This window comes from Paenibacillus sp. FSL R5-0810 (genome assembly GCF_038002285.1).
Taxonomy (GTDB): Bacteria; Bacillota; Bacilli; order Paenibacillales; family Paenibacillaceae; genus Paenibacillus_AQ; species Paenibacillus_AQ lactis.
On the sequence record NZ_JBBOCF010000001.1, the window covers coordinates 3,501,598 to 3,520,708 of the forward strand.

At 53.5% G+C, this 19,111-nt stretch carries 17 protein-coding genes; 3 read left to right on the forward strand and 14 right to left on the reverse strand.

What is annotated here, in order from left to right:
* Positions 1 to 105: 105 nt before the first annotated feature.
* Both MKX76_RS15900 and MKX76_RS15905 read left to right on the forward strand, forming a co-directional pair.
* The gene (locus MKX76_RS15900; RefSeq protein ID WP_007127449.1) at positions 106 to 537 is read left to right on the forward strand and encodes an HTH domain-containing protein; all 432 of its coding nucleotides are present in this window, start codon (positions 106 to 108) and stop codon (positions 535 to 537) included.
* Between the two features lie 35 nt (positions 538 to 572).
* Positions 573 to 1,439: an IS3 family transposase gene (locus tag MKX76_RS15905; RefSeq protein WP_244152659.1), complete on the forward strand. Its 867-nt coding sequence runs from the start codon at positions 573 to 575 to the stop codon at positions 1,437 to 1,439.
* Positions 1,440 to 1,528: 89 nt separating this feature from the next.
* Here the strand turns inward: MKX76_RS15905 and MKX76_RS15910 are convergent, their stop codons facing one another.
* Entirely contained in the window at positions 1,529 to 2,410 is an 882-nt protein-coding gene (locus MKX76_RS15910; protein ID WP_007130864.1) for a DUF6612 family protein, read from the reverse strand.
* Positions 2,411 to 2,535: 125 nt separating this feature from the next.
* Here MKX76_RS15910 and MKX76_RS15915 point away from each other — a divergent pair, with 125 nt between their 5' ends.
* Positions 2,536 to 3,093: a DUF1273 domain-containing protein gene (locus tag MKX76_RS15915; protein ID WP_341034156.1), complete on the forward strand. Its 558-nt coding sequence runs from the start codon at positions 2,536 to 2,538 to the stop codon at positions 3,091 to 3,093.
* A gap of 101 nt (positions 3,094 to 3,194) precedes the next feature.
* Here the strand turns inward: MKX76_RS15915 and ald are convergent, their stop codons facing one another.
* The 13 genes from ald to MKX76_RS15980 all read right to left on the reverse strand — a co-directional run bounded on the left by ald (position 3,195) and on the right by MKX76_RS15980 (position 18,944).
* On the reverse strand, positions 3,195 to 4,313 hold the full coding sequence (gene ald, locus MKX76_RS15920; RefSeq protein WP_007130866.1) for an alanine dehydrogenase: 1,119 nt from the start codon (positions 4,311 to 4,313) through the stop codon (positions 3,195 to 3,197).
* A 272-nt stretch (positions 4,314 to 4,585) separates the two neighbouring features.
* Positions 4,586 to 4,813, reverse strand: a complete 228-nt coding sequence (locus MKX76_RS15925; protein WP_040738904.1) for a hypothetical protein — start codon at positions 4,811 to 4,813, stop codon at positions 4,586 to 4,588.
* Between the two features lie 80 nt (positions 4,814 to 4,893).
* Positions 4,894 to 6,408: an alpha-glucosidase/alpha-galactosidase gene (locus MKX76_RS15930; RefSeq protein ID WP_341034158.1), complete on the reverse strand. Its 1,515-nt coding sequence runs from the start codon at positions 6,406 to 6,408 to the stop codon at positions 4,894 to 4,896.
* 117 nt (positions 6,409 to 6,525) lie between these two features.
* A complete protein-coding gene (locus MKX76_RS15935) occupies positions 6,526 to 7,437 on the reverse strand; it encodes an AraC family transcriptional regulator (RefSeq protein WP_341034159.1) in 912 nt (303 codons plus the stop codon).
* A gap of 80 nt (positions 7,438 to 7,517) precedes the next feature.
* Positions 7,518 to 9,515, reverse strand: a complete 1,998-nt coding sequence (locus tag MKX76_RS15940) for a methyl-accepting chemotaxis protein (protein WP_341034160.1) — start codon at positions 9,513 to 9,515, stop codon at positions 7,518 to 7,520.
* Complete coding sequence (locus MKX76_RS15945; protein WP_260842840.1) at positions 9,515 to 9,640, reverse strand: hypothetical protein; 126 nt, start codon at positions 9,638 to 9,640, stop codon at positions 9,515 to 9,517. Before MKX76_RS15945 ends, MKX76_RS15940 begins: the two co-directional genes overlap by 1 nt.
* Before the next feature lie 234 nt (positions 9,641 to 9,874).
* The gene (locus tag MKX76_RS15950) at positions 9,875 to 10,537 is read right to left on the reverse strand and encodes a response regulator transcription factor (protein ID WP_007130870.1); all 663 of its coding nucleotides are present in this window, start codon (positions 10,535 to 10,537) and stop codon (positions 9,875 to 9,877) included.
* Between the two features lie 43 nt (positions 10,538 to 10,580).
* Positions 10,581 to 13,025, reverse strand: coding sequence for a sensor histidine kinase (locus MKX76_RS15955; RefSeq protein ID WP_341034161.1), 2,445 nt, complete (start codon positions 13,023 to 13,025; stop codon positions 10,581 to 10,583).
* A gap of 306 nt (positions 13,026 to 13,331) precedes the next feature.
* Positions 13,332 to 14,132, reverse strand: a complete 801-nt coding sequence (locus tag MKX76_RS15960; protein ID WP_341034162.1) for an ABC transporter ATP-binding protein — start codon at positions 14,130 to 14,132, stop codon at positions 13,332 to 13,334.
* Complete coding sequence (locus tag MKX76_RS15965) at positions 14,119 to 15,129, reverse strand: ABC transporter ATP-binding protein (protein ID WP_144878450.1); 1,011 nt, start codon at positions 15,127 to 15,129, stop codon at positions 14,119 to 14,121. The genes MKX76_RS15960 and MKX76_RS15965 overlap by 14 nt, the downstream gene beginning before the upstream one ends.
* Before the next feature lie 8 nt (positions 15,130 to 15,137).
* Positions 15,138 to 15,974, reverse strand: coding sequence for an ABC transporter permease (locus MKX76_RS15970; RefSeq protein WP_007130874.1), 837 nt, complete (start codon positions 15,972 to 15,974; stop codon positions 15,138 to 15,140).
* A 1-nt stretch (position 15,975) separates the two neighbouring features.
* A complete protein-coding gene (locus tag MKX76_RS15975) occupies positions 15,976 to 16,986 on the reverse strand; it encodes an ABC transporter permease (RefSeq protein ID WP_007130875.1) in 1,011 nt (336 codons plus the stop codon).
* Positions 16,987 to 17,102: 116 nt separating this feature from the next.
* Positions 17,103 to 18,944, reverse strand: coding sequence for an ABC transporter substrate-binding protein (locus MKX76_RS15980; protein WP_007130876.1), 1,842 nt, complete (start codon positions 18,942 to 18,944; stop codon positions 17,103 to 17,105).
* Between the last annotated feature and the right edge of the window lie 167 nt (positions 18,945 to 19,111).

Genomic DNA, 19,111 nt, shown 5'->3' on the forward strand with positions numbered 1-19,111 from the left:
CGCATCCGGTGAACTGTGACCCATAAGATGGACACTTTGAAAAAAGTGACTTCTTGTGGGTCATTTGTGTTTTAATCAAGGTATGTGACGAGGAGTGATACGAGAATGGGGAAGTTGAAACGGGTGCTCTTTACCGAGGAGCAAATGAGGAAGCTGGAGGAGAATCCAAACGTACACCATGTGACCGAGGCGGCCATTACATACACACCTGCATTCAAGCTGGAGGCGCTGAAAGCCTACAAGCAGGGGCAGACACCTTCAGAAATCTTTATTCGTGCCGGCTTCGACCTGGACGTTATTGGTCATAAGAAGCCCAAGGACAGCTTAAAACGGTGGCGTGAAACCTTCGAACTGTACGGTGAGGAAGGTTTGGCTACAGAGCGGCGCGGTAAGGGCAGTACAGGGCGCAAGCCAACTGGTCAGTTGTCAGCCGAAGAAGAATTGAAACGGGCTAAGGCCCAGATCAAACTGCTTGAAGCTCAAGTGGACATGCTAAAAAAGCTCGAAGCGCTCGATCGGCAGAAGAAGAAACGCTGACGCCCTCCGAGCGCTATGAGATCATAAATCGCACCATTCGGGCATATGGCCTGAAACGAATGACACGCTATCTATGCGAGCTCGTGGAAGTAAGTCCAAGCGGCTATTACAGGTGGCTGGGGACGGAAGAAGATCGTCAACTTCGTGCTGCCGCCGACGAGCAGGACATCCTTCTCATCAAGCAGCACTTTGACGCGCTCCGCGGCAAAGCAGGTGCGCTTGTGATTAAGATGCGGCTGGAACAGATAAGCGGCGTTGTCATGAACCACAAGAAGATTCGCCGGCTTATGAAAAAGGCAGGCTTGGTAGCCGTAATCCGTCAGGCGAACCCCTACCGCAAGATGGCTAAGGCAACTCAAGAGCACAAGACGTGTCCGAACCTGCTGGAGCGAAAGTTTGACCAAGGCGAACCTGAGAAAGTGTTTCTCACTGACATCACTTATTTGCGCTATGGAAGCGGACACTGGGCATACCTTTCCTGCGTGAAGGACGGGGCGACCAGGCAGATCCTTGCCGACAGCGTGGCAGCAACACTCGAGCTTCCAATTGTCGAGCGGACGCTACAGCGTCTTTTAGAGCGATTAGATGGAAACATTCATCCAGAAGCGATTCTGCACTCCGACCAAGGGATGCACTACACGCATCCTAAAACCCGTCTTCTCATTGCTAAGGCAGGATTTAAGCAGTCGATGTCGCGCAAAGGCAATTGCTGGGACAACGCCCCGATGGAATCATTCTTCGGTCACTTGAAAGACGACGTTGATTTTAGCGATTGCCAAACTATTGATGAAGTGAGGGTGCGAGTGAAGGAGTACATAAGCTACTACAACTCAGAACGATACCAGTGGACATTAAAAAAGATGACCCCCGATGAATTCAGAGGTCATCTGCTTGCTAGCTAAGCTCTAGGCGGTTTATTTCAAACTGTCCACAAATCGGGTCACAGTTCACGGCGGGACAGCTGTTTCCTTAATTAATATATAATATCCGATTATTCCGCACTCAACGCTTCCTTCGGTACTTCGATCTTGCTTACCTCATTATGCTTGGAATACGTGCTCTTCATCTTCATGTCGAGCGTCACTTTCTGACCTTCGGCTTCCATTTCCATCACCATGTCCAGATCGGTCGCGGTCGGCAAGTAGGTATCCTTCTGTATGCCGTACACGATGTTGATGCTCTTGATGTCCATCTGCTCCATCATTGCAGCCGTTTGCGGGTCACCGCCTGCCTGATTCATCATGGACGTTGCGAGCTCTTTCAAATTATCGCCGGAAACCTCCGCCGTCAAGACGTACTTGTCACCTTCATCGGCTACCTTCATATCCTTGGCGATCGACTTGAACTGCTCGATCTGCTGCTTAGGGCCGGCTGCGGCCATATCCAAGCTGCTGCGGATTTCCTGCTCCGATTCTTGAGGAATTTTCATCCATTGTCCATCCATCAACATATAGATGCCTTCCTCTGTAATATATTGCTTCATCTCGACTTTGCCTTCCGGCGATTCCATCGTCATGTTCTGCATCATTTCCATCGGCTCAAGCGTTACTTCCGAATCCAGCACCATGTCGATGTTCTGCTCGGCATTCTCCGTGCCTTCCACAACGATATTTTGTTTAATATCGGCTTGCATGGCAAAGCTCTTCATGCTTTGGGAAGCTTCCACCGATTTTTCCAGAAGCTCGTCAGCCGTCGGTGCAGCTTCCTCCTTCGGCTCCTCTTTAGCGTCCTCAGCCGGCGGCGTTTCCGGCGTCGTCGCTTCCTGTCCGGCAGCCGGGGTTACCGGCTCTTCTTTAGCCTCTTTGTCATTGCCGCATGCAGCCAATCCCATAACCAAAATTGTTCCAAGTAGTACCGCTGTCCATTTCTTCAAAAGAATGTCCTCCTAAAATATGTATTCTCGCTTACTTACCCAAACCGAAACTTTGTGAAACGATGTTGCTAGATGTTTCTGAAAACTATACACTGATCCTACATCCCATCAAGGAGTGTACGCAGATGGAAAACATTCTGGTCACCGGATATCGGGCCCATGAGCTCGGTATCTACAGCAACAAGCATCAAGGCATCCCCTATATCCGCAAAGCGATAGCGAACCGGCTCATTCCGCTGCTTGAGGAAGGATTGCAATGGGTCATCACCCCCGGACAATACGGAGTCGACTTATGGGCGATCGAGGCCGCCATCGAGCTGAAGACAACGTATCCCCAGCTGAGGTGCTCCATTCTTACCGCCTACTTGAATCCTGAGGAGCAGTGGAACGATGACAAGAAGTCCTATTTCCAGCAGCTCATGAAGGGGGTCGACTTTTATGCCGCTGTCAGCAAGGAGCCCTATCGTGGCCCATGGCAATTCACGGCCAGGGATGATCTCCTTCTTCGCAAAACCGACGGCATCCTCCTCGTTTATGATGAAGACGCAGGCGAAGCGAGCCCGAAATTCATAAAGGAACGCGCATTAAAACAGCAAGCGAAGGACGGATACCAGGTCCTCAGCATCGGATCGGAAGAAATTCAATCGGTTGCCGATGAAGAGAGCATGAACCGGGACTTCTGATTCGCCGCTTGTGCCAAGGCGATGACCGTTATAAAAGAGCTCTTTTTTTCGTAATTTCGAAAAAGAGCTTTTTTTATATGTAAAACACATCTGCTGCAGCCTTAAGACAGCAAGTAATCGTCTATGCTGGTATAAGCATATCCGTGTGCAGCTGCGACCGCTTCATACGTTACTTTGCCGCCGATCACGTTAATGCCCTTGGCCAGCGCCTGATCCTGCCGGGCGGCGGATCGTATGCCTTTATTCGCGATCTTCAGTCCATACGGAGCCGTAACGTTTGTCAATGCCAGCGTCGAGGTGCGCGCTACGGCACCCGGCATGTTAGCAACGGCGTAATGGATGACGCCGTGCTTCTCGTAGGTCGGATGATCGTGGGTGGTAATCCGGTCAATCGTCTCGATAGAGCCGCCTTGGTCAATCGCCACATCCACGATGACGGATCCGGGGCTCATCTCCTTGACCATCTCCTCGGTAACGAGCCGAGGGGCTCGGGCACCCGGGATAAGGACGGCTCCAACGACGAGGTCTGCCGTTTTCACCGTTTCCGCAATATGATACGGGTCCGACATAATGGTTTTAACTCTCCCCTGGAATAAATCGTCCAGCTGACGAAGTCGGACCGGATTGATATCCAGAATGCTGACATCCGCGCCAAGACCGAGGGCAACCCTGGCGGCATTCGTACCGACGATGCCTCCTCCGATGACAGCCACCTTGCCCGGAGCTACGCCGGGAACGCCGCTGAGCAGCACTCCTTTGCCGCCGTGCGCCTTCTCCAGGAAATGGGCGCCGATCTGAATGGACATTCTGCCGGCCACTTCGCTCATCGGCGTCAAGAGCGGCAAACTGCCATCCGGAAGCTGAATCGTCTCATATGCCACCGCGCATACCTTGCGGTCTACCAATGCTTTTGTCAGCTCCGGCTCGGGAGCCAAATGCAGGTAGGTGTAGAGAATCATATCTTCTTGGAAGTAATCGTATTCCTCCTGCAGGGGTTCCTTTACTTTGACGACCATTTCGGCCTTCCATGCATCTGCGGCAGTTCCTACCACTTTCGCCCCTGCCGCGATGTAATCCTCGTCGGTGAAGCCGACGCCGAGACCGGCACCGGATTGCACCAGCACTTCGTGCCCGGCCTTTGTATAGCTGACGACAGTGCCCGGCGTCATGCCGACACGATGCTCATTATTTTTAATTTCCTTAGGAACCCCAATGATCATCCTATGGCCTCCTTCTTCATTAAAACTTGACTCTCCACTTGCATGCATTGTAAACCATTTCCATTGTGCACGCTTACCTGTTTTAAAGTCAAGTTTATCCATTCATAATTTTGAAAGAGAAGATGTTTGCAACGGGACGCTACGTGTTCGCGTTTGTATGATTTTTCGTATAAATGCATGAGGGTTGACGCTTTCGCAATGGCTTTTGCACGACTTTTTGTACAAAATTTCTGAGGGCATAGATTTAGCAGTCTCATTTTTTGAAATATTCGTCAAATTTGTGAAATGGGGCCTTTGCTCCCCTTTAGTACAACTTTTCGCAAGATACGCGCTTTTGCTTGGGCAAGTGCGGCCAAAAAAGACCTCCGGCCGCATAAAACGGCCGGAGGTCTACCATTGCGGCGATCTCGAGCACCCTTGATCCATGATTCATGATTAATGCTGCTTAGATTCAATGATTCATCGACTTTTATGGCTTTCATTACATCGATCGCTTCCATTGACTCATTGCTTCCAACGATTCCATTAACTCCGTTAACTCTATTAACTCCATTAACTCATGGACTCCATTTTCTTCCATTCACTCCAGACCGGGCGATATTTTCTCGCGGTCTTTCCCCTTGTCGGATTCACCCGCATTCCGATTAGCCTGATCCCGGTCCTGACGCATCTCCTCGATCGTCTTCACCTTCAGCCGGGCGGCGCCTTCATAGCTTCGGGTCGGAAGAAGATTGCCTGCGGCCAGCCGCTGCTTCGCTTCGGCAATGGCGTCCTTGTATTGGGGCAGCCAAGCTTCCCCGGCTACAAGCATCTCGTCAACCAGCTGCCAGATTTCATTCGGATTGCACACCGCCCCGACGAGCGGATCCATCATGAATGCTTGCCGAAGCAGCTGATCGTCGCCATGTACGGCCGCTTCCACCGCTAACCGCTGTACCGAAATACTCGCATTGCACACGGCTGCGGGACCAAGCGGCAGCTCGCCTACGAGCGGCATGGAGATCCCGTTCCGATCGACATATCCCGGCGCTTCGATGACGGCATCGTCCGGCAGATTAGAGATAACTCCCTGGTTGACGACGTTGAAGTGCCCTCGATAGACCCGCCCGGTCTCCAAGCCTTCAATGATATAGGAGCCGTGCTCTTCCCCACGGTTCTCTTGGGTGTAGCTGACAGCCGGATCCTTCATCCAGTTCGGGAAGTCCGTCTCGAACCAGTTCCTTCCCTCCGTGCAGACACGAAGATAGCCGCCGGTTTCTCCGTTGATCCAGCTGCCCAGGTCGATCCAATCCGGGATCTCCTCCGGACGCTTGCGGTACCACGGCACGTATTCGCTCAAATGGCCGTTGGACTCCGTGCTGTAATAGCCGAAGCGCCGCAGCATATCGATCCGGACCTTCTCGGTACGGCTGTATTCCGGATGGCGCTCGAACGCCTCCAGCAGCCCCTCGGTCAAATCCCTTCCCTGATGCGATGCTTTTATATACCAGGTCTGATGGTTGATGCCCGCGCAGACGATGTCCACGTCCTTCTTGTCCAGCCCGTAGACCTCGGCAATCTGATGATGGCCGTGTTGAACCCCGTGACACAAGCCGATCGTGCGAACGCCGCCGTACTTATTGCAAGCCCATGTCAGCATCGCCATCGGGTTGGAATAGTTGAGAAGCAGCACATCCGGCATGCAAACCTCCCGGATATCCTTGCATATGCGAAGCATTTCGGGGATTCCGCGCTGACCGTACATGATGCCGCCCGCGCATAGCGTATCGCCTACGCATTGATCAATGCCATATTTAAGCGGTATATCCACATCCGTCTGAAAAGCTTCAAGCCCTCCAACGCGAATCGTGCAAAATACGTACTTGGCACCCGCCAGCGCTTCTCGCCGGTCCGTCGTCGATTGGATGGTGATCGGCAATCCGTTCTCGTTGATGTCCCTCTGGCAGAGCTCGGTGACCATCGAGAGATTGCGCTCGCTGATATCGGTGAAGGCAATCTGAATATTCCGGAATTCCGGTACAATCAAGAGATCCCGCAGCAGTCCGCGGGTAAACCCTATGCTTCCAGCTCCGATAAACGTTACCTTAAACGACATTCGTTCTTCACTCCCAGCTTCAATATCGGTTGAAGCTATTGTAGCAACGAACCCGCGGTAAGCGTTATCAATATAATGACTTCTTTGCTTTCATCCGAGTCAAATATTCTAACCTCTCTAGGAGTGATTGCTGATCTCGTCCTGTTTCCAGGAATTCCGGTCCTTCGAATGCCGGTATTCCACCGGCGTGCTCCCCGTATATTTCTTAAACAGCAGGTGGAAATACTGCCTGCTGGAAACGCCGACGTAATCGGATATTTCATGGATAGGGATATCGGTCTGCTCCAGCAGCAGCTTGGCTTTTTCCATGCGGATCATCGTCAAATAATCCGTGATTGTTCTCCCGGTCCCCTTCTTGAACACGCGGTGAAGGTACCCCGGGTGCAGATTGACTTCAGCCGCAACATCCTTCACCTGGATGTTCCGGTCATAATTATGATGCAGAAAATCAACGCATCGTTTGATATAGAATTCGCTGGAAGGAACGTCGCTGCTCTCACGCTCCTTATACAGCCGGGCAATACAAACAAGCAGCTGGATAAACATCAGATGTGTCATGAGCGTTCCTTCCGTTCCCCGCTGGTCAAGCTCCAGCACCAGGCTCTTCAGCACCGGATATACCTCTTCCCGATCAGCTAACACCACAAAAGGAGAGGTCTGTCCGATCAAGGAGTACACCGCCGCTTCCTCGTCTGCGATATGGCGCAAGGAGGGTGAGCTGCTCTCTCGCTCCGCAAAACCGAATTCCACGTTAAGCATGCGGCATGAAGCCGACTTGTCTACGATCAGCCGGTGGGGAACCTTGGCATCCAAAATAATGAACTCCCCTTTTCGCAGCTTGATCCCCTTCTCCTCATTTCCGTCCTTTACTTCGATGCGGCAGGTTCCTGAAATCATGTACATAATTTCCGTTGAATCATGGTGATGGAACGGCATCGTATAATCCGTCCACTGCTTATAGTAATACGCATAAAACCGGGGAATAAAATTGCCGCTCAACAACTGCCGCTGAAACAGGCTGCCAAACATGCCGCTATCCTCCAATCTCTTCCCAAGCAAAAAAGCCTGGCCTTAGGGCCAAGCTTATCACCATTTTCAAGGAGTTGCCATCAGATTTTAAACGCCGAAACGGTATGGTTCAGCTCATCCGCCAGCTCGGCGAGAGATTGCGCGGTAGCCGCAGTTTCTTCGCTCGTCGCAGCGGTTTCCTGCGTTGAGGATGAGATATTCTCAATCGCGGATCCCACGGATACGGCCTGAGCCGCCTGCTCCTCACTCGCAGCAGCGATATCCATCACTTTCGCGGCAGACTCGTTCACCATGCTGACGATGCGCTCAAAGGCTTCACCGGCCTGCTCGGTGTACCTGACCCCTTCGTGCACCGCCTCCGCGCTGTCGGTTGTATTTTGCTGCATGCCCTTTATAATGTCGGCGATCTGCTTCGTCGCTTCTCCGCTTCGCACGGCCAGCTGGCGCACTTCATGAGCCACAACCGCGAAGCCTCTGCCGTGATCTCCAGCACGTGCGGCTTCAATCGCCGCGTTCAGCGCAAGCAGATTCGTCTGCCTCGCAATGTCATCGATCACCAGCGTAATCTCCCCGATCCGCTGCGAATCCTGCTCCAATCTCGCCATATGCTCGCGAACGCGATTCATCCCTTCAACCGATTGGTGGACCACCGCTCCGCCTTCGGACGCCACCTCGGCTGTCTGATTGACGAGCTCGGATGCCGACGAAGCGCTGCTTGCCACCGATGTAATGGCCGTCGACCATTCCTGGAACAGCTCGCTCATCGTCTGTACGGACTCGGCTTGCGTGCTGCTGCCAACCGCCAGCTCCTCTGCCCCTGCCGACAGCTGCTGGGAAGCCTCCGCAACCGAGAGGGCATTGCCGTTCACCCGCCCGATCATCGTCCGCATGCTCTCGCCCAGCTGCTTGAATACCCGAGACAGCGTTCCGATCTCATCGGCTTTGGCCAAATAGGCTTCCGGGATTTCTTGCGTAAAGTCTCCGCGCGACATGGATTCGCCGATCGCAACCGCTTGACCAAGCGGCTTCACGATGGACCTTGTCAGAAGCGTAACGACAATCGCCATTTCAAGCAGCGTCACAACGCCAGCGATGATAATCAACTGCAGCAGCCTGTCCGATTGGGCCGTAATCTCATCGGTCGGAACAATGATTGCGACAGACCACGGCGTCTCCGTATGCCCTGTCCGGACCGGGGTGTAGAGCTTGAACAGCTCGTCATCCTGTTCCGAATATGCCTCGCCCTTTGCAATGGCATTCAAAATATCGCCGGCCGTCTCGCCCGGATAGGCATCTTCAAGCCGCTGTCCCATCCTTCCATCCTCCGGAGAGGTCACGATCACCCCGGTATTGGAGTAGATATGGGCAAACCCGGTTTCGAACAATTTGAATTGCTCCATCACGGTTTGCAGCGCCTCCAGCGAAACATCCACGCCAACGACTCCGATCGTCTTTCCGTTCTCGATAATCGGCACGACAAGCGATGTCATCATCATCTCTTCACCGCCGACTTTGAAGAGGTAAGGATCCATAATAACCTCTTTGCCGCTGTTCTTCGCAAGCAGGTAAAAATCTCCTTCTCCTTCCGCGGTGTAATCATCCGTAATCGGCGTGTGCTCAAGACCGGATTTCGTTCTGGCCCAATAAGAGATCATCCGTCCGGAAGCATCGCTCCCCAGCTTGTTCCGGAATTCCGCATCCCGGCTGTCGAAGGCATTAGGCTCCCAAATGGTCCAAATTCCTTCCCAGGACGGATTGCCCTCCAAATTCATCCGCAGCATTTCACTTACCACCTCACGGTCAGCCGAGCCGGTCTGTTTCATCCCGATAAAGCTGGCGGACAAGGTTCTTGCGCTGTTCATCACATCATCAAGCTCCCGCTGTACAAGGGCGCCAATCTTCTCGCTTTGCGTAAATGCCAGTGTTCTGGCGGAATCCAGCGCTTCATGTTTCGTCGTAAAGCTGATATATGTAATCATTCCTCCCAGCAAAATCGTAATCGACCCTAGAATGACCCACATCATTCGCGTCCGAAGCTTCATGGCAAATAATGATCTCAACCTCTCCCGTAATCCCATCAATCGTTCCCCCCGCCTCTTCTGGTTGCAGCCTTCATGATTTCCTCTTCTAGCTGAGCTAGGATGACATCAATCTCTTCGGGCGACAAGAGATCGTCCGAAGCAAACTCTAGGTCTTTTGTCATACCACGAGCCCCTTCCCTTCCTACGTTAAGACTATATTCATCTAGTAACTTAAGCATATACACTCGCTTACGGTTCGTAACCGAAATTTTATTGCGTGATCACGCATTTTTTTTGCGGGGTACCTATTCACAATGCTGCTTTATCGTAAATTGCCTTGGTATGAGCCTTTAAAAGCTCAATCAGAGAGAAACGAAGATCGATAGAATAAAGCCATGCGATTCTTCGCTACATTATTATTGCATTTGCACAAAATCGGTATCAGACAGGATTCCGAGCTGTTTCGCCTTGATGGCAGCCTCGATTCGGGATTTGACACTCAGCTTCTGGAACAGGCTCGTTAGACAGTACTCAAGCGAACGCTGGCTCATCATGATCGTTCCCGCAATTTCTTTATTGCTCTTCCCCCGCGCTATTTCCTTTAGAATGTCGTATTCCTTGTTCGTGATCGACTGGGCTTGGTTGCCCGGGGCGCGTTCCAGCATGGTACCCGTTGTCCGGCGAAGCTGCTTCACCAGCCCGAGCGGAAGAACGACCTCCCCCCGAAGGGCGCACCGGACTGCCGTGACAAGCTGCTCCTTTCCCGCCGTCTTCAGTACAAAGCCTGACAACCCGGCATCCATGATCAGATTGAAGTGATAGCTCACTTCAAAGCCGGTATAGATAAGCATGATCGCATCCGGCATCAGCCCAAGAATCTTCTTCGCCAAATCAATGCCGTTCATGCCCGGCATATGCATATCGATCAGCATCACATCGAAATGCCGCGATGTAACGAGCTGGAGCGCCTGCTCCGGCGTGTATGCAAGCATGACCCTCATATCCTCCTCCTGCTCAAGCAGCATCTTCGTTCCCTCCATTACGGAGGGATGGTCGTCCACCAATAAAATTTCAATCATCCCTTAACCCCCTCGATCTACAGCCTGCATCCCAGGTCCAGGCTTATCTTGCCGTTACCGAAATATATACAGCCAGTCCGCCGCCTGCGGCTGAAGCGAACGCGATGGTCCCGTTCATGCAGCGCACGCGCTCCTTCATCCCGTGTATGCCCATGCTGCTGAATTGATCCCTCTGCTTCTCCAGATCTTGCAGCTCCATGCCGATGCCGTTGTCCTCGTAATTCAGAATGACCTGGCCTGATCGGGTGGACAAGCCCAGCTTTACCTCCGTTGCATTGGAATGCTTGGTCGCGTTTGCAAGAAGCTCCTGCACGATCCGGTAAAGTCCGATAAGTCTGTCGTCGCTGAGATCATCTTCGAATGCCGAGCAATCGAACGAAATGGAATAATTGGTACGCAGCTGCGTGAATTCAAACAGCGCCTCCAGCGACCGTTCAAGTCCCTCTTCCTTCAGAAGCGGCGGCCGGAGCTCATTGCACGTAATCCGGATTTGATAGATGACGTCGAGCAGTCCCTGCTCAATCTCCTCAAGCTGACCCAGAAGCTTTGGAGGCAGCTCCGTATCCGTGACGATCTGGTTCAGCTTTCTGTACCATATAATCTGCTCTTGAAGAGCCGCATCATGGAGATCCTGGGAGAGGCGCTTCCGCTCGTTCTCCGAGAGGTGAAGCATAAGGCGCAGCAGCCATACGGGCTGCCGGGAGGACCCCAGCTTCTCCAGCTCTGCGGTCAAATCCTCGATCACGCGGAAATTATCATACAGCACGCTCACATAACGCGAGATTGTCTCCAGCCATATTTTTATCGCTTCGTACTGAAGCAACGCCACTTTCTCGCTGATGTAAATCATGCTGTGATCCCCGTTGATCTCGCCGATCTTCACGAAATATCCGCCTGACGTCTCGTGCAGCTTGCAGAGCGGAAGCTGCTCGGGATGGCGATCGCAAATCGCATACAGAGCGTCTTTGGAGAATTCCCCGACACCTCCTGAGACGCAGAACTCTGAGCTGCCGCAGTTCAAGGTGACGAGGCTGACCTTCTCGGTTTTAAGCACTTTTTGGATTTCCTCGACGATCCTTGTATTCAGTTCACTGATCTTCACCATCCCGAACAGGTCCGAGGAGAACCGGTCAAGGCTCATCTGCAGCTGGAAATATCGCTCCTCGCTCTCCCGGATCAGCTTCTCCGCCGCATTCCGCTCCCGCTCCGCCCTCTTCTCCTCCGTAATATCCCGGATAATCGTCAGTGCTGTATTGTCCCCGATATAAGGGATTGGGGCGGTAACGACCTCGATATCGATGACCGTGCCGTCGATTTGGATAATCTGGCTCTCCACCAGCGTTGCAGTGGCCCCTTGCTCATAGACTCCCTTGACCTCCCTTCGAACCAGGTCAATCTGATCAGGGGGAACGAATTGCTCATACCCCCTCCCTTCAAGCTGAGCGAGATCCGAGACGCCAAGCAGGCGCATGCCTGCCGGATTCATATAAATACATTCAAAATTCGAATGAAGCACCATCGCGACCGGAGCGATATCCAAAATATGGCGGTTGATCCGTTCGCTGTCGATCAGGGCCCGCTCGGCCGCTTTGCGGGCCGTCACATCCTCGAAGAAAATTCGGACCGCATCCGTTTCGTCGTCGGGCAATGCCGTAACGATAACGTCCACCTTGGCCCCGTCCATTCTCCGGATCGACAGCTCTTCAGGGACGACATTCCCCTTGCGAATGCGCTCGATGACCCTGCCCTGCTTGCTCTGTTCCCAGGGCTCGTACAGCCAGTCCCAAGGATCGGTCCCGAGGAAATCCTCCGGGCCGCCGGCACCCACAATCCGCAGTCCGGCGGGATTGACATAGACCAGCTTGTGCTGCCTGCATACGGCAATGGCCACCGGCGAAGATTCGACGAGCCTGCGGTATCGCTCCACGCTTTCTTTTAGCGCCTGCTCCATCTTTTTGCCCTCCGTAATGTCATGAAGCGCCTCTTCCATCTTATAGCGGGAAGTAACGTCGATCGCGATTCCATCCACCCGGACCATCCGCTTCAGCTGATCCATGGTCGGGATCATCTTCACCTGGACCCAGCGCACATCGCCCGCGGCATGGACGATCCGATATTGCGTATGGACAGCTTCTCCCTGCCGCAGCTGTAGAACGCATGATTCAAGCAATGGCAGATCCTCCGGGTGAATCAGGGCTCTCCATGAGATGCCGTTCTCGAAATGCTCCGCCAAATAGCCGCTCATTTCATGAAAGGCCAGGGAGGCGTTAACAATCCGCCCCGCTCCGCAGTCATAAGACCAGATGCCGACATCGAGCGTATGCAGCAGATCGTCCAGCATTCGAAATCTGCTTTCCGCCTCCGCGAGTCTTTTTTTGTCGTCTTTTATCGAATTTCGTTGCTTATGTCTCCTCACCATGATCATGCCGATCATCAACGCGTATATGGCGAGGATAGCAAACGCCGTCCAGGAGTTTTCGTGTCTCAATAAGCGGTTCATCCCTTCTTCGTCATCCATTCTGTCGATGCCATGCCCGATCCAGTCTCACTACCTCCATGGAATGAATCGAAGGGCAGCCAAATGATATATCGGCTAATTTTGCACAAATGCGAATATCGAACGAAAAAAATCTTTGCACACAGACTGCAGTATTGCATCTGCCCCAATAGAATAAGCGGGACGTCCTTGACCGCCTGCTGCTTCTCACCTCCGAAAAAACAAATGCCCGTAAACGGTTCGTTTCCGTTTACGGGCAGCTCTGTGCAGACATGCAACAGCCGGCGTGATAAGCAATCAGGCGAGCTCCCACTCCGAATGGATTTTCGGAACATCGGAAATCAGCTGGCGGGTATACGGGTGCTTCGGATTCAGGATGACTTCCTCGGCCGGCCCCTTCTCAACCACTTTCCCCTGCTCCATGATGTAAAGCGTATCGCTCACATAATAGGCCAGGCCGACGTCATGGGTAATGAAAATAATCGTCATATTGTTCTCGTCCCGCAGCTTAAGGAGCATATCCAGGATGGTGGACCTGGAGCAGGCATCCACCATGGAGGTCGGTTCATCGGCGATAAGCAGCTTCGGATGGAGAATAAAAATTCTCGCGATCATAAGCCGCTGCATCTGTCCGCCGGACAGCTCGAACGGGTACTTATTATGCAGCTCCTCGTATTTCAGATTGACGAAGGAGCAGGCCTCCTTCATGCGGCGCAGCTGCTCCTCCTTCGTCAGCTTCTCCCCCTGCAGCTTGATGCAATCGAGGAGAAGCTTCTCGACTCTATAGAACTGATTGAAGGAAGAGAACGGGTCCTGAAAGATCGCCTGAATATGCTTCCAATATTTTCTCCGGTCCGAATGCCGCTTCAGTCGCCTCGGCTTGCCCATATATTCGATCGTTCCGGCGCTTTCCTTCAGCAATCCCATAATCAGTTTGGCCAGCGTCGTCTTGCCGCTTCCGCTCTCTCCGACGATCGATATAATCTCGCCTTCATGAAAAGCGAAGCTGACATTGTCAACCGCGGTCGTCTTGTTGCCGCCGAAGCCGAATACCTTCGTCAGATTCTTTCCTTCGATCAGCACGTTATTCCCCTTCATTCGCATACCACTCCCTAAGCGTTTCAGGCTCGACGATGCATCGGTACGTCCGGTCCCCCAAGGTTTTGTTCGCAATCTTTCCCTGGCGGCACGCTTCCTGGGCATACGTGCAGCGATCCGCGAACCGGCAGCCCTCCGGGACGTTCTTCAGGTTCGGCGGCGTTCCCGGAATGGCCGCCAGCTTATGGCCCTTCATGCCTTCCTCCGGCACGATGATGGAGCCCATCAGCTTCTTCGTATATGGATGGATCGGATCAAAGATCATCTGCTCGGCGGTTCCCCGCTCCACGATCTCGCCCGCGTACATGACCATAATGTCATCCGTGACATGGTACAAGAGCGGCAGCTCGTGCGTTATGAATACGAGCGACCGGATAAAGCCTTTGTCCAGCAAGCTCTTCAGCAGCTTGATCACCGCCTTTTGCGACGTAACGTCCAGGGCGGAGGTCGGTTCGTCCGCGATCAGCACTTTCGGGTTCAAAATGGTGGAGATCGCAATGACGGTCCGCTGCTTCATGCCGCCCGACAGCTCATTCGGATACGCATTCAGCACCCTCGGCGACAGGTTCAGCGTCTCGAACCGCTCGGCGGCCATATCCCATACCTGCTTCTTGGTCAGCTCGGGCCGATGCTCCTTCATGATGTCCTCGATGAAACGAATGATCCGCAGCGTCGGATTCAACGCATTCATCGCCGCCTGCGGAATGTAGGAGATCTCCCTGCCCGACACTTGGGAGCGCAGCTGCTCCTTCCCGAGCTTCATGATATCCCTTCCGCCGACGATAATGGAGCCGCCTCCGAAATGAAGCGGGGGAAAGTAAAATCCCATCAGGCTTAAGGCCAGCGTCGATTTGCCGCAGCCCGATTCGCCGGCGATGCCGAGCGTCTTTCCCTCCTCCAGCGAGAACGTGACGCCATCCACCGCATAGACATGCTCCTTGAGCCGGGTCCGGTAATACGTCTTCAATTCGTTGACTTCCAGAATATGCGTACTCACGTCATCCATCAGCTCCTAATCTTCGGATTGAATATTTCGTCCATGCCCGTATTCATCATGTACAAGGAGAACGTGATCATGGCGATCGAAATCGCCGCCGGAATGAACGCCCACCATGCGCCGGCTACCGGGGCTTCAAACACGAGCGCCCAGTTCATGATGATGCCGAGCGAAATCGTATTGTACGGGCCGAGTCCAAGCATGGAGATGGAAGCCTCAGACAGGATTCCCGACGCGGTCTGCAGCACGAAGGCCATGACGACATAGGAAGCAATATACGGAAGAATTTCAGACACGATGATCCGCGGCGTGCTGTATCCGGATATTTTGGCGATATTCACGTGATCCCGGTTCCGAAGCGAGGAGGTCTGGGCCCGGACAGCCCGCGCCGTCCACGGCCAGCTAGTCACCCCGATGATGACCGCCGTCACGAAGGAGCTCCGTGAATCGATGCTGACCGAGATCAGAATGAGAATGACAAAGGACGGAATGACGATGAAAATATTCGTGACCGCGGTCAGGAGGTTATCGATCATGCCGCCGATATATCCGGAGGTCAGTCCGATCACGAGCCCGATCGCGGTAGCGAACACGCCGGCAATAAGCCCCACCTGGAGCGATGTGCGGATACCGTAGATCAATTCCAGAAACAAATCCCTGCCGAAGTTGTCGGAGCCCAGCAGCAGCTTGGCATCGGGCGGCTGGTACGCAAGCGCGATCATCTCCAACGGGTCGCTGCGGTTAAACAGCGGATAGATCAGCACAAGACCGATCATGGCCAGCAGCGTGCACGCCCCGAACATGAACTTCGGCGACTTGATCAAGATGCGGAATGAACTGTTCATATCACTGATCCTCCATCTGCGCGGCCTTGATTCTCGGATCGATCCAGCCGTATATGATATCGATCGTGAAGTTGGCGAGCAGCACGGCAATCGCGATGAGCAGCGTGCAGCCCGAAATCAGCGGATAATCTAGCTGCCGGATGGCGGTGAACATCCAGGTGCCGATGCCCGGATAGCTGAATACGATCTCACAGATCAGGGAGCCGCCGACCATGGTGCCGATGGACAGGGCAAGCCCTGTAATCTGCGGCAGCATGGCGTTGCGGAACACATATCTTGCAATCCGGGAATCCCGGATGCCGAGCAGCTTGCTGTAGAGCACATAATCCGAGTTCAGCTCGTAGATGGACATTTCCCGCATGCCGATCGCTTGGCCCCCGATCGTGACGAGTACGATCGACAGAAAGGGCAGCGTGTGATGGCGGATGACCGAAGCGAAAAATTCCCAGCTTAAGGAAGGCACCAGCTGGTAGTCATAGCCGCCGTGCAGCGGGAACCAATTCAGGGACAGGGCGAACACGTACAGCATAATGATCGCCAGCGTAAAGAACGGGATGGAATTCACGAACAAGGCGACCGGAAAAATCACTTTATCGAACACGCCTTTGCGGTATGCGGCAACGGCGCCGAGGATATTGCCAAGCAGCCATCCGACCAGGATGGCCGGCAGCTGAAGGCCGATCGTCCACGGGACGGCGGAGGCCAGAATTTCCGTGACGGGCTTCGGATACAGCCCGAAGGACGTGCCCAGATTGCCGCTGAGCAGATTTTTCACATAGATCAAAAACTGTTCGCCCAAGGGCTTGTCGATGCCAAACTCAATAAGGAACGTCTCGTACACCCGCTTAATGGTGTCGCTGTCCGTCATGCCCTGCGTCATCTCCGAGACGATCATGCTCACCGGATTGCCTTCGATCATGCGCGGCAGCAGGAAATTAAGCCCGACCGCAATGACCAGCGTAAGGAAATACCAGAAGAACTTCTTGACGATGTATTTTCCGTAAACGCTCAAGCAGCTCACCCCCATGGCCTGTAAGTTGTCGCGAAATGTTTCGCTGGAAAAGAGACCTATATCAGGGCCTCATTCGTCCGCTAATATAGGTCTTTCACGCGCGTTTGATTTAACAATCAGTTATGAATCTGATACAGCGCCTTGATGCCTGCTCCATCCATCGAGATTTGAGGCGGGATATTGCTGCCGTCGCCTTCTCTCGGGAAGCCCTTCCAAACCGATTCATTGACGGTATCGAACACCCAAGGGCGGTACATGAGCGGAATGGACGGAATGTCCTTCAGCCAGATTTGGGTGAGCTCGGTATAGAGCGCTTTCAATTCCGCCTCGTCCGTCGTCGCCGGAATTTTCTCGATGATGGCATCCGCCTGGTCATTCTTGTAACGGCCCCAATTCCAGAACGCCATCTCGCCGATCGGAGCAACGCCCTTGGAATACATGATCGTTCTGGCGCGGTCCCAAGGCTGGCTTGGGTTGACGCCGCCGGCCGGCGTGTTCATGATGATGTCGAATTTGCCGGTCTGCAGATCGTTGGTCCATACCGGCGCCTCCGGGAATTTCGTGCGGATCTCGATGCCGATGGCCTTGGCGTTCTGGGCAACGATCTCCAACGCTGCGTTCCAGTCCGACCATCCGTACGGGCATTCAATTTCAAACGGACCCAGCCGTGTGCCGTTCAAAACGCGGATGCCGTCCTTGCCCTTCTTGGCTCCGATCGAATCCAGCAAGGCGTTTGCGCCCTCCACGTCGGTCGTCCATTGCAGCGGCTTGATGGCCTCCTGATCCACGTATTTCGACTCAGCATCGGTGTTCAGCGTTAAGGAAGGCTCCATTGGCGCAGAGTAGCCGCTGATGGCAAGCTCCGAGATTTTCCCGTAATCAATCGCCATGGCGATCGCCCTCCGGACATCCGGGTTATCAAGCCCCGGCTTCGACATATTGAAGAAGATGGATGGCATGGAGCCCGGCAAATAGTACGGCGCATCCTTCAGGTATGTTCGGACAGGGGCGCCGTCCTCCCACATTTTCCATACCTGCGGAATGAACTGCTGGGATACGTCGACCTGACCGCTCTTGAATGCCAAGTCGCCCGCGGCGTTATCCTTGTAGATGACGTGGGTAATGTATTTCGGTGCCGGCAGCTTGCCGAACAGCACCTGCCCCCAGTAGTTGTCGTCCCGGACGATCGTGATCTTCTGGTCATTGTAAAAATACATCTTATACGGTCCCGTTCCGATCGGGTCGGCGTTCACTTCCTTACGGATCGTCGCAAGATCATTGCCCGCCTTCTTCTCGATTTCTTCCCAGACATGCTTCGGCAGCATCGGAATCAGCTCAATGCTGTCCAGCACGGTCAGCTTGTTGGGATTTTTTTCATTCAACGTAATAATTACGGCATGGGGGCCATCGGCCTTTACGTCCGCAATATACGTCCAGAAGCTGCTCCAATTGATGTCGTATTTTTTGCCGAGCTGATACGTATAAACAACGTCCTCCGAAGTGAACGGCTTTCCGTCGCTCCACTTGGCCTCCGGATGAAGCTCAACCTTCATGTTCAGATCGTCCGTCCATTCGTACTTGGTGCCGAGGAGCGGCTCCAGTTCCCCTGTCAGCTGGTTGACCATGAACAGCGTTTCGTAGACCAATTCCCGGGAGTTCCCATAGTTGATCGGAAACGCGGCGTTCCCGCTGAGCAGGTTGAAATTCGTCGGTGCCCCCCACTGCAGGCCGTTCACATACAGCGTTTCGTTTCTAGGCGTCGCCTTCGGATCTCCTTGCGGTGCAGGCTCATCCTTGCCCCCCGGGGCCGGTGTCTCTCCTCCGGACGGCGGCGTTTCTCCCCCGGACGGCGGAGGCTCGGTTGCCGATGGCGGCGTAACGCCCTGGCATCCGGCAATAAAGAAGGAAATGGCTAACAACAGAATGAAGACGGGTCTCATAACGATTTTCAGCTTCACTCGTGAACCCTCCATTCACAAATAATGTAGCTCATCGTGCTCGTTCCTCCGGCAAAAATGCCGGAATTGTGCTGCCGCTTCGCCGGAAGCGTTTTCTCGATGAATTTATATGTCCCTTCATTTCTTCTTTAGTACAGATAAATTTTGAATCCGAAATATGAACCCCA